Source organism: Segatella buccae ATCC 33574 (assembly GCF_000184945.1).
Lineage (GTDB): Bacteria > Bacteroidota > Bacteroidia > Bacteroidales > Bacteroidaceae > Prevotella > Prevotella buccae.
Genome location: NZ_GL586311.1, coordinates 1,319,559 through 1,332,427, shown reverse-complemented (window position 1 = coordinate 1,332,427; position 12,869 = coordinate 1,319,559). Strand labels below are relative to the sequence as shown.

6 protein-coding genes are annotated in these 12,869 nt (G+C 56.1%); all 6 read right to left on the bottom strand.

The window, feature by feature from the left end; translation table 11 throughout:
- Positions 1 to 110 precede the first annotated feature (110 nt).
- A complete protein-coding gene (locus HMPREF6485_RS04925; RefSeq protein WP_004345113.1) occupies positions 111 to 1,157 on the bottom strand; it encodes a YeiH family protein in 1,047 nt (348 codons plus the stop codon).
- A 213-nt stretch (positions 1,158 to 1,370) separates the two neighbouring features.
- Positions 1,371 to 3,548: a RagB/SusD family nutrient uptake outer membrane protein gene (locus HMPREF6485_RS04920; protein WP_004345112.1), complete on the bottom strand. Its 2,178-nt coding sequence runs from the start codon at positions 3,546 to 3,548 to the stop codon at positions 1,371 to 1,373.
- Between the two features lie 34 nt (positions 3,549 to 3,582).
- Entirely contained in the window at positions 3,583 to 6,915 is a 3,333-nt protein-coding gene (locus tag HMPREF6485_RS04915) for a SusC/RagA family TonB-linked outer membrane protein (RefSeq protein ID WP_004345111.1), read from the bottom strand.
- 14 nt (positions 6,916 to 6,929) lie between these two features.
- Positions 6,930 to 8,324, bottom strand: coding sequence for a DUF4992 family lipoprotein (locus HMPREF6485_RS04910; protein WP_004345110.1), 1,395 nt, complete (start codon positions 8,322 to 8,324; stop codon positions 6,930 to 6,932).
- A 128-nt stretch (positions 8,325 to 8,452) separates the two neighbouring features.
- Complete coding sequence (locus HMPREF6485_RS04905) at positions 8,453 to 9,331, bottom strand: TIM barrel protein (protein ID WP_004345108.1); 879 nt, start codon at positions 9,329 to 9,331, stop codon at positions 8,453 to 8,455.
- 133 nt (positions 9,332 to 9,464) lie between these two features.
- Positions 9,465 to 12,389, bottom strand: coding sequence for an AraC family transcriptional regulator (locus tag HMPREF6485_RS04900; RefSeq protein WP_044125848.1), 2,925 nt, complete (start codon positions 12,387 to 12,389; stop codon positions 9,465 to 9,467).
- Positions 12,390 to 12,869 lie beyond the last annotated feature (480 nt).

Here is a 12,869-nt window from a genome sequence, read left to right as displayed (position 1 = left end):
GAGGAACACCGGTGTGCTCCTCTTGCTGGCGCAAAGATACAAAAAGAATGGGCTTTTTGCAAATGCGGGGTAATCATTATTGACAACCTTCAAGGTTGCCGACTGCACGGCTAAAGCAGTGCGGGCACGGTATATTTGGCCAAGGCATAACCGCCGGCCGTCAGCCAGACATAAAGAATGGCGGCAAGCAGAAAAGGCTTGAAGCCGGCTTTCTTGAACTTGTCGATGCTGGTTTCGGCTCCGAGTGCCGTCATGGCCATGGTGAGCAAGAAGGTGTCGAGCGTGTTGATGCCTTCAACAACGGATGTGGGCAACAGGTTGAGGGAATTGAAGCCGATGACCACAAGAAACAAAACGGCAAACCAAGGGATAGTGATGCTGCGCCGGCGGTCGGCCGATGCCTCCTCATCACCCTCGCTGCCGAAGCCTCTGGCCACACAATAGGCTATGACGAGCAGCACGGGCACGAGCATCATCACACGTATCATCTTCACGATGATGGCTACATTGCTCACCGCAGACCCCATGGCATTGCCGGCCCCCACCACGTGAGCCACCTCGTGGATGGTGGAACCGGCAAAAATGCCCATCAACTCCGGTGGCAGACTGAACACGCCGCTGCGGTAGAGGATGGGATAGAGAAACATGGAGAGTGTGCCGAAAATGACTACCGTGGCCACGGCTACGGCTGTCTTGTAGGGTTTGGGGCGAATGGCACCATCGACACCAAGCACGGCCGCAGCCCCGCAGATGGCACTGCCGCAAGCTGTGAGCAGGGCGATGCTGCGGTCTATCTTGAGCAAGCGCCCCACCCCGATGCCCAGCAAAATGGTGCCCATGACAATGAGGGCATCCATGCAGATGGCGGGCAAGCCCACGAGGGTGACATCCTGAAAGGTGAGTTTGAATCCATAGAGGATGATACCGAAGCGCAACACGCGTTTCGCACAGAAGGCGATGCCGGGCACCCAGGTCTCGGGCAGGTTGTTGCGCAGGCTGTTGGCATACAGCATGCCCAGCACAATGCCCACCACCATAGGACTGAGCGAGAGGGCCTTCACCCAATTCATGCCACCGATGTAGAAGGCCGCACACGAAAAAAGAACAATGAGCAGCACTCCGTGGAGCATACTGCTGCGCTGTGAAGAGAGTTTCATATTTTCTTATTTTTATAAAGTCAGATGACGCAATGCGTAAAAATGATGATGCAAAGGTATAGAAAACAGACGAAACAGAGGAGGGTTGGTCTGTTTTTCTTGTACAAACGGGAGAAGAAACCGATGAGCAAACATTCAAAAAAATGCCCCCGACAGTTCAAAGACTGCCGGAGGCATAGTATTAACAGATATGAAAAACGATTTTCGGAAGCCTTATTCGCTCAGCGGGTCGAACGTGCCGGCTGCACCGCCGTTGTTGTAGTCGGCCCAGCCGATGGTTTGGCGGAGGCCCTTGTTGGCCGAAGAGGCACCGGAGTTGAGGCCGAGGAAATAATAGTTGGGACGGAAGTTGACATAGAGCAGATTGTGCTGCGAGTCGTATCCGTCGCCGCGTTTCTCCTTGCGCACGAGGTTGTCGCCATACCACGAAGCCAGCGAAGCAGTCTGCTCGGCAAGACTCCGGCGCAGGTCCACACCCGCGGGACGAACGGTTCCGGCCTTCAGCAACGGGTCTGAGTCATAGGTGGTGCCGCCGATGCCATACTTGTTGGCCACGCGGAACTCCATATTCTCGCGGCGCTGCCCGTTGAAAGGCTTGAAGCCGAGCCATGTGCAGGTGTTTCCTCCCCACCCCGTGAGTGTCCATGTGGACGGAGCACCGCTCACTTTGGCAGCCCCACCATCGAAGAGCATCCACCGACGCATGTCATCGAAGCGCTTGCCCTCGTAGGCAAATTCTATCTGCCGCTCGTAGAGAATGGCGCTCATGCAAGCTGCTTGGTCGGAGGCGAGATTGCTCTGGAGCCCACAGTCGCCGGTGTAGCCCACCCGCCGGCGGATTTGCTTGAGCAGGGCCACAGCCTCATCGGCATGGTCTGCTCCACAGGCGGCTTCAGCCAAATTGAGCAACACCTCGGCATAGCGTATCTCAATCAGCGGAGCGGCCGAATAGAAGGGGGCGGCCCCCTTGTTGTCGGTGGCTACATAGGTGTAAAGCGGACTGCCGTTGGCGTCGAGGTCGTCGCTCTTCTTGCGCACATACACGCCACTCTTGCTCGTCAAGAGGTTGTCGGCGGCATAGGAGTTGCCGCTCTCGGGGTTGCCCTGATCATTGAGGTCGGTGTACCACACGTAGTTCCAGAGCACATAGTTCTTGCCGTTGGAGGGATTGTTGGCATTGATCTTGCTCGCGTCTCCACTGTAGGCCCAACGGAAGCCGGGGAAAGCAAATGTGCGATAGAAACGCGGATCACGACCCACGAAGGGAGCATCGGGATTGTAAACGGAGTCGGAAACCTCCAGTTTGGTGTAGGTATCACTTACCGTCGCAGGCTTCTTGCCGTCGGCCATGGGGAACATGTCGATGAGCATGGCCGAAGCATTCTTGCCTCCGCCGCCCGTGTTGGAGGGGCGTATGTCGCGCTCCCAGCGGTTGTTCTTCTGGTTGTCGAGTCCGGCTCCGGTGATATTGTTATACAATGTGGCAAACACGGCTTCGGGATTTCTGCCCGACTGGCAGAACATGGTGGCGAAGCCGGCGGCATTGTCGCCCGAAGCCTGATAGAGACCGTAGCCGCAGGCGTTGATGCTGTCGAGCTCTTGCTTCATCTGGGTGTAGGCATTGGCCCAACGGGTGGGGTCGTTGGAACGGTTGAACAGCGGACTGGCCCAAAGCAGCAGCACCCGCCCTTTCAGGGCCAAAGCCGTACCGGTGGTCACGCGTCCGTAGTCATCGCCCGTCCATCCGCCGTTCATGGTCTTGCCGGCCAACAGCTTGGCCGACCGGTCGAGGTCGCTCAAGATGAAACGAATGCACTCTTTGGCACTCGAACGGGGAGTGAACGACCCCTCCACAGGGTCGAGAACAGCCGTCACGAGGGGCACACCGCCATACCATTTTACAAGGTTGTAGTAGCACCACGCACGAAAAAAGTAGACCTGCCCGAGCAAGACATTCTTCTCCTCCTGCGACAGTGTGCTGTTTGTGATGCCGTTGAGCACGTCGTTGATGTTGCGGATGCGCCCATAGACAGCCTCCTGTATGTTGGACTGCGTGGCCATGAAGAAGTCGGGCACGGCATTGGTGGCACTCGTCGACGACAGTTCTATCTGCGGATTCACGAAGTCGCTGAAGCCGCTGTACTCCTCGGTCGACCGGCCGGCAAGGTCGGCATTGCCCATGGAGGGCGACCGCCACGACATGTCGCCGGCTGCGGGCAGGCACCAACTGTAGATATCGTTCAACCGACCGTTGGCTCCACTATAATAGTTGTAGACTTCCTTGTTGACGTTATCGTAGTTTTTCTTGTCTTCAAGGAATGTGTCGCTGCACGATGAGAAAGCCAGCACGCCTACAAGACCAAGACTCAAATATTTGATTTTAGCGTTCATTTTGTTATCTGTTTAGCGTTAAACGTTCCGTTTGTCAGAAGGTGAGATTCACGCCCACCGTCCACTTTCTCAGGTTGGGATAGCTGCCGTATGAGCCTGCCATCGGGTTCATGAACTTGTCGGGATAGGGGTTGTAAAAGTTGATGAGGTTCTGTCCGGTCACATTGATGCGCACGCCTTGCACACCGACTCTCTTCACCCAGCGCGAGGGAAGGCTGTAGGCCAGCGTCAGACGGTTCAAGGCCACGCGGGCGGCACTCACCCTCCAGAAGCTCGAAGCCACGGCATTCACCGATGTGTAGGCCAGATTGGGATAGTAGGCTTCGCGGTTTTGGGCCACAACCAGTTTGCCCTGCCCGTCGTAAACATCCTGATAAGCATACATGTTGTCGGGGTTCCAGAACGAGGGCATGTTGCAATATTCCAGATTGCCGGTGGGTTTAAGGGCTGCACCGGGCAGCAGGGTGTAACCACCCCAACTTGCCCCGAGCTGTGCGGTGAGCGAGAAACCCTTGTAGTCGGCCCCGAGATTCACCGTGAAGCCATAGATGTTGTCGCGGTTGGAGAGCTTCACCTGATCGTTCTCCTCATCCACGATGCCGTCGGGTCCGTCATAGCTCACGTTGCCATTGTCGTCTACATGCTGCGCACCGCGTATATCCTTGTAGATGAGCATACCCGGACGCACCTTGTCTTTGGTGAGTCCCATGTAGGAAGTGATGCCGTATTTGTCGAAATATTCCTCAATGTCTTGGAACGAACGGAACATCCCGATGCACTGCATACCCCACGTGCCGATGTCGGTGCGGTGACCACGGGTGATCTGACGGTAGATATACTCGTCTTCCCAGTCCATATTGAGCACCTTGTTGTCGGAGTAGCCCGTGTTCAGCCCCACCTTATACTTGAAGTCCTTGCCTATCTTGTCGCGCCAAGTGAGCGAGAGTTCCCATCCCCACGAATCCATCTCGCCGAGGTTGACAGCCGCACTCTGCGTGCCGACGGTTGACGGCACGGTCTGTTTGATGTTCATCAGCATCTCGCGGTTCCACTCGCGGTAGGCCTCCAACGTCACTCCCAAACGCTGATTGAGGAAGTTGGCATCTACACCGAAGTTGAACTTGTAGTCCTTGTCCCAATGCACATCGCGGTTGACGGCCGAGTTGTTCTTGTTGATGGTGATGCGGTTGGAAGAATTATTGCCCGTTCCTTCCCCGAACACCACGCCCTTGTTGGCATCCTGCGCATACACTTGCATCCATTGCCAAGGTGCTGTGTTGTCGCGGCCGGTCAGTCCGAACGACGAGCGGAGCTTCAAGAAGTCCACCCACTTCACGTTGTTCTTGAACCAAGGTTCTTCCGACACCACCCAACCGAGGCTCACGGCGGGGAAGGTTCCCCAATAGTTCTCGGGTGCAAACTTCGTGGAAGCGTCCGAACGGAGCAGGAACTCAAAGAGATATTTACTGGCGTAGGCATAGTTGATGCGCCCGATGTAAGACAGTGTTCCGCTCTCGCTGCGCGTGAAAGTGGTCGTCATCTCACCCGTGGCGGAGTTGTACTGCCCGGTGGTAAACTCGTATGGATTCTCGCGTTGGCCCGTAAGATATTCGCTCTCGGCTTCCGACTTCTCGATAGAAAAGAGTGCCTGCACATGGTGCAGACCGAAGTCGCGGGCATATTGGGCCGTGAAGTTGATCTGGTAGTTGTCCGTGCGGGTCATTGAGCGGCCAAGGAAGTTACCGTTGGCAGTGGTCATGGGCACGAAGTTGCTCCGGTCGAGCAGGTCAGTCCCCTCTTCTCCCGTCACGGGCGTGTAGAGGTGGTTGCCGCTGCCGTAGCGCCTGACCATCTGATAGAGCGTGTAGCGGGAACCGTACTCGTTGCCTTTGTCAGTGTTGATGCTCTTGCTGTAGGAAAAACTCAACTTCAGGCCTTTCAGCACCTTGCTCCAACCGAAGTCGTAATTCACACTTCCCATGATGTTCATGTTGGAATTCATGTTACGCTTGTAGTCACCGTTGTTCTGCAAAACGTCGAAATTATACCCCTGATTCTGATTTTTCGACTGGTTGCTCACGCCATAGGCAGGTATCGCGTAGCCGCCCACATACTCAGGGATGTAGCCCGGACGGGTGAGCAAGAGGTTGTAGTCCTTTTCCGCATTGGTGCCCCCCACCTTCAAGAGCGGCGTGTTCTTCTTGGCATAGTCACCCGAGACGGTGAGGTTTGCACCCAACCACTTGCTTATCTTCACGTCGATGCCGGCCCGATAGTTCCATCGGTCGTAGTCGAGTTTGCCGAGATTGCCGTCTTGGTTAAAGTAGGTAATACCGCCGAAATAGTTCACATTGTTGGTTGCCCCGCTCACATTGACGCTGTGCTTCATGGTCGTACCGGTCTCCCAGTATTTGTCGAGCAGATCATAGTTAAGACTTTTCATGGCTTCCAGTTCGTCAGACTGGAACAAGGCGGTTGTCTTGTTGAGCGAAGTGTTGGTCGGATCGGCTGTCGTCACGGCATTGTAGAGCCGCCCGTAGTCGTAGGCACTCAACATCTTCGGGCGCGCCACCTCATCGTTGAAGCCAAATGTCCCGCTGTAGCTGATACGCGGAGCCCCCATCTTGCCTTTTTTGGTGGTCACGAGAATCACACCATTAGCTGCACGCGCGCCATAAACGGCAGCCGAAGCGTCTTTCAACACCGAGATGCTCTCCACCTCCGACGGGTCGAGATTGTTGAAAGCTTCTGCCCCAAGGTTCTGTCTTGTGTTGCCCACTTTCACATCGTTGGGGTAGATGTAGCCGTCGATGACAAACAGCGGTTCTTGTGCTGTCGAACCGATTTCACCCAACGAGTTGGTGTCGCGAATGTGCAGTCTGGCATTTTCTCCCGGCCGCGCATCGCCTCCACTCACACTCAGGCCGTTCACCAGTCCGCTCAGGCTGCTTCCCAGTCCGCCATTGGCGAGGTCTTGCAGGTCTTCCACGGGTACCGTGACCACCGAACCGGTGAGGTGGGCCTTCTTCTGCGTGCCGTAACCCACGACAACCACCTCATCGAGATCGGTGTTGACGGCCGACAGCTGAAGCCGCCCACCCTTGGTGGAGACATCCTTATAGCCTATGTAAGAGACGGTGAGCTTGCCACCGTTCGGCACATTCAACTTGTAGTTACCGTCCAAATCGGTAACGGTGGCCGTCTTCGTTCCCGCCACGCGCACCGTAGCCCCGATGATGGGGTCACCATGTTCGTCGACCACCGTGCCCTGCACCACTTTATTCTGTGCTGCAACGGGGAGCGCACAAGCAAGTGCCAACCCGAAGGCCAGCGTCTTGAAATATCTTCTTTTCATTGCGTATTCCATTTTAGATTAAGTTATTATTCGGCTGCCGGCAACCAACGCGGGTCACCCGTCCTGTTGGCCAACTGTTCGGCTCCCGACACCGTGAAGTCGCCGCCGGCTGCATCCTTGAAGCCGGGATCGGTGGTCAGCACATCGGTGTCATACTTCTCGTTGGCCTTCGCGCCATTATACCAATAGGTGTTTTGCAGGGCCGTGAGGTTGTGTGTGCCGTTGGTGAGCCGGTTCATGATTTCTCCCTTTCCGCAATCCACAAAGATGCTTTTCGTGAAATAGAGTTTCAGACTGGCCCGGCCTTTCAGCGTGTTGGTGTTAATGAATTGCTTGGAGTAGGCCAGATTGCAGAAAGTGCTGTTCAGGAAGTTAAAACTGCCGCCCGCATATCCCGTCACCTTGCCCGGCTCCGTACCGTGAATCTGAGCAAAGAACTTCCCCGTCTTGCTCGTGCTGTACACCGTCGAGTTTTGGAATGTCATGTTAATGGGTATCGTCTTTTTGAAAGAGAGCACCACGTCTTGATGGTCTATTTGTATGACACTGTTGATAATTTGGAACTGCTCAAGCGCATACTTGGTGTCGGAGTCGTAGACCAGCCTGTGCGTGACATTGACAATGCGGCACGAAGTGATGGCAATGGGAGCCTTGATGACGTAATCGCCCGACTTCACTTGCAGCGAAGCATCGGGTGTCTTGCTCAGCACGATGAGGTCTTTGGCCGCCGCACAGTCTATATTCAGACTTTTGAGCGTGAGTCCGGCATAGGTCTTGAAATTGGCATCGGCGGCAAGCACGACATTGGCTGGCTTGGCCTTATCGATGCTGCGCAGCTGTACGGTATTGGCTCCGAAATCGAGTACACCCGAAAGCGTGTAGTTGCCACCGGGCGCGAGGTCGTAGACCAGCGCCTTGCCCACCGAGTCGGTGGGGCAAGGATGCGCCTCAAACCACTCTTTCAGATCGCCTTCGGGAACCGACATGTAGGCCGGTGTGAAGGTATTGAAAGCCTTCTCGGTGACAGTCGACTCGCTGTTGCCGGCCTTCTCGTTGCCCATCGCCCGGATGGCGAATATGTAATTGGTGTCTTCCTTACGGTCGAGCGTGACGGTGCAGCCGTCTATCACACTGTCGGTCACGATAGGTTTCTCACGCTTGGCAGCGTCGTAGAGCGACACTTTATAGCCGCCGGCCCCATAAACCACTTTCCATGTGACGGTCTGCGACTTGCCGTCGGCACTCGGAGTGACCGTGATGCCGTCGACCTTAGGAGCTTCCAGCGTGACGCCCGTGACTCCGCTTGAGAACGTTTCGTCGTCGAAGCCATCTCTGGCACACGATGCCAGTGTCAAGGCAGCAAGCCCAAGAAGCAGGCAACCGCCCAACTTCCCTCGTGCCATAAAACGATTTCTTTTCATAATTGAACGTTTAAGTTTTTATTTGTATTTTAGATTTGTTTCTCTCCCTGATTACGGCAGTTTCTCTTTTTGTGTCCACTTGCAGTCACCCGCCAGTCGACCGTCATGCACGTTTGCCAACGGCACACTCATCTGAACACCTCTTTTATATAGGCCACATTGCGGCTGAAGTTGTATTTCACATCACGCACACGCCTCACATCCCGGCTCCGCTCCACCACGAGCCAGCCGCCCCACCCCATGCGGTCGAGCACCTTGCGTATGTGGGGCAAGTCTATTTCGGGGTCTTCCCGCAGATTCACGCTGTCGGTGTTGGAAGCATGAATCTGCACGACGCGCGCCCGACCAAGCCTTTTCAGCTCTCGAGCGATGTCGCGCCCGTGGTCAGCCGCGTCTTGGAGGTTATAGTATATCTTGATGCCGGCGCTCCCCACTTTCTTCAGCAGCCGGATGTCGGCGCGGGCATCCTGCCCCGTGCGTATGCCGATGGTCACTCCTTCCCGCACAGCCATTTCGCCCACCACGCGCAACCGGGTCACCAGCGTGTCGTGCATGGCTCCCGGCCGTTGCCATTCGCCACTACTACCACCCAACGGCAGAAAAGCCACCTTGCAACCGAAGACTTTCATGGTGCGGAAACAGTCCTGGATGAGCTCCCGATAGTTATCCCGGGTGATGAAACTCTGGGCAAAGAAACCACTCATGGCCACCGAAGCGACGGCCACACCCAGACTGTCGGCCGTGCGACGAAACACTTCCGCCTCACGCCTGTCACGCAACTTGTTGTCGAAGAGCCTGCGCTTGCCGAGCGGTCCCATGTCGAGTTCCACTCCATCGGCTCCTATCTGCCGGGCGAGGGCAAACTCGCCGAGCTTCTGACGCTTGAGCATCATCCAGTCGCAGGCGGCCACGCGATAGCGGGGTACAGCCTTCTGTGCGCAGACGGAGTGTGCCGGCAAAAGTAGCAACAGCCACACCAACAGCCATTTAAAAGACTTGACAATCATCAATTTAGGTTTATTCCAATAGGTAAACGAGACTTGCTTTCCCCATAAAGACGATTGTCTGCCGGTTTTGTAACGGCAAATCGAAAAAATATTTGCGTATCTTAAAAAACGTAATGTGTTCTTCCTCTCCGCCCTATGTTGCGCCCCTGCTCTTGACTGCAAAGGCCCGCGGACTCATGCCATATTTCTTGCGGAAACACTTTCCGAAATAGCCCACGTCGCTGAATCCACAACAGTATGCCACATCGGTGATACTCCGGTCTGAACTCTTGAGCAGTTCCACAGCATGGGTGAGCTTGTAGTCGCGCACGAAGTCGAGCGGAGACATGCCCGTAGCGGCCTTCACGCGCTTGAAGAAAGCACTGCGGCTCATGCCCAACTCCTTGGCTATGGCCGCTATGTCGAAGTCGGGATTGTCCAGATTGCCCCCGACAATGGTCTTCACCTGTTCCACAAATCGCGCATCTTGCTGCTCAAGATAGAACTTGCGCTTGAACTCCGAAAGTTTCGACTGCACATAGACATCGTTGCGAAGCCTGATTTGATAGCGGGCGTAGCGCACGGCCAACCAGAGCAACACGCCGCCCAAGAGGGCGTAAAGGGTGTAGGCCCACCACGTGGCCCACCACGGCGGTCTGATCACAATGCGCAGCGAACGACCGGAAGTGTGCCCGCCACGCGCGGCATCCACCACCTCCACCACAAAACGGTAGTTGCCCGGAGGCACATTGGTGTAGGAAGCTATGCGGTTGCGGCCGCTGTAGTGCCATGCCTTGTCGAAGCCTTCGAGCCGGTAGCGGTAGTTAAGATGCTCCTGACTCTTGTAGTTGAGGGCGGCAAACTCAAGGGTGAACATGTTTTGGTTGTGGTGCAACTCCAGCTCGGAGACATAGGGCAGGGCCCCCACTGCCCCTCCCCTGCCGGGCAGGGCGTGCAGTTCCATGTTGTTCACCTCGCACCCCACGATGTAGACAGGGCAGCGGCCTTCATCGCTCTTGAGGCTCTCGGGACGGAAAGCCAATATGCCCTCCTTGCAGCCCATCCACACCTCGCCCGTGCGGTTCAGCAGCGAGGCCGTCTCTTCCATCTCCACCCGGGGGAATCCGTCGGTGCGGTCGAAGTTGCGGATGCGCCCCGCCTGCCGGTCGAAGCATGAAAGTCCGTCGGTGCTGCCCAGCCACAGCCGGCCTGCACGGTCTTCCACGATAGACACGATGACATCATTTTGCAGGCCCTCGCGCCGCCCAACGGTCCGGAAAAGAGGTAGACGGTTGACCGGGTCGTAACCGCTGATGCGGCTCAGTCCGCCACCAAAGGTACACACCCATATCTGCTGCCTGCTGTCTTTGTAGAGGGCGTAGATGTCACTGTTGGCCAATGTGTTAAGCTCAGTGCGCCGATAGGTGTCAAACCGGATGTCGGCTGCACGCCTGAAACGCGTGTCGAGCGACATCAATCCGTCTATCGTACCTATCCACAAACGCCCGTTGCGGTCTTCCGTCATGTTGCGCACCTCCATGTAGAGTCCGTAGCCGGGATAGCCTGCCATGCCGTTGTACTTGTTCAGAAACTCCACCCGACCTGCACGTTTGCTGATAAGATTGAGTCCACCATCGAGCGTGCCCACCCAGATGTGACCGAGCCTGTCTTTATAAGTAATGTACACGTTGTCGCCGCTGATGCTTGCCGGGTTGGCAGGGGCGTGGCGATAGTGTACGAAACGGTAGCCCGATGGCTGCCCCGCATCGGGCACAGCCTCCACCAGTCCGTCGCCTTTGGTCGAGAGCCACAAGCGTCCGTGGTCGTCGGGCATGATGTAGTATACGCTGCCTATGCCGTAGACCGCATAAGAGAGGTTTGCCTTCACGCGCCCTGCGGCATCGAGCACATAGAGATTTTTGCCACGCGTGCCCACCCACACATCTCCCGAAGGCAGTTGCCGGAGCGAGCGCACCCCATCGTTGGCACTCATGGGCAGAGGGATGAGTCTGAACTGGCGGGGAGGAAAGATGAAGCGGAACACGCCATTGTTGGTGGTTGTGAGCCAAAGCACCCCGTCGCGGTCGAGTTCCATGTCAAAATAGCGGCTGTCGGCCCGGTTGTCGGCCACCTCTCTCATGGTCGAGATTCTCTCCGCCTCCATCGTCCGGGCATCGATGTGCAAGGCCTCTCCCGCTGCCGTGAGATAGAACACACCATGCTCGCCGGCATCACAGAAGCGCGGTTGGGTGATGTCGCCCAAGAGGGTGAAGGCATAACGGCGCGAAAATCCCGTGGAGACATTGCTCACGGTGAGCGAGCGACCGGTGTCATCAAGCCGCCATGTGTTGCCCCGCCGGTCGCGATAGGTGTCGGCAGCGGCAGCCTTACGGGCAAAACAAGTGCGCCAATGGTCGCGGTTGTAGCTTTCGGGACGGTAATGTTTAGGCAGCGGTTCGGCAAATATCTTGTAGTCGGTGCCCACCCAAGCGGCATAGCCGCCTCGGATGTCCACCACGGGGGCTTTCAGCCGGAAGTCGGATGGGTTGAGGAGTCCCTTTGACGAGGCCACCAACCTTACGAGGATGCGCCCGTCGCGGGTAGTCGTGGCGAGAAGCAGATTCTTGTCTTTGGTGAGCAGCAACACCCCTCCCCGCCCGTCGCCCTGCATCTTGATGACTTGCAGATTGCGGGTGTAGGGCTTCAACTCGTCATGCACCATCTCGAAACGCTCCGTGCGCTTGAAGAGCACCGACACCTTCCAGTCGGTTGTCTTGATCCACAGGTTGCCCTGCCCGTCTTCCACCAGCCGTTCCACCTTGCGCGGGGGCTGGTCGGAACCTTCGGCAAATGCCGTGGAATAGTTCTGGAAGCGCCGCCCGTCGAAGCGTGAAAGGCCATACCAAGTGCCAAACCACACAAACCCGTCGTGTGACTTCAGCGCGCAGTGCACGCCGTTGTTGGCCAGCCCGTCGTGTTCGGTGTAGTGGGTCACAAGCATGTCGGCACGCGCCTCCGACTGCGCACAGAGCCATCCGCAGCAACACAAACACAACAAAGTGACCATCCATCGTCTCATGATATTGAGCCAAATAATGTGAGTATGATGCAAAGGTAGTGGAATTTGCGGGAAAAACAAAATTCCCCCTCCACATATTACCACCGCTATCCGAGCCAAGCTATATGTCAAGACTATTCGCATCGCATTTGCTTTCGCCCCGATTGTTTTGTATCTTTGCACCGGCAAGAGGAGCACACCGGTGTTCCTCTTTTTTTATTTTCCATCCACCAAGAGCTCCCCAACCCCCTAAAGGGGGCTTTTCCATCCTAAAATGGGCTTGCAAAAGGGCCACTTTCGCATCCTCATTCGGCCTCTTTCAGCTTCTGACTACGGCCTTTTCACAAAGTCGTTTGGGCTTAGTGAAAAATTGGATAGGCCAAATGGGGAGAATAAGGCGAATGGAATCGGGCGGGCAGATGAACTTGGGGAAAATCCGTGTAATGCTTTTTCTAAAAGTTTAATAGTTCGTGCTATAGAGAGGCCTCTCCCGCCTCTCAA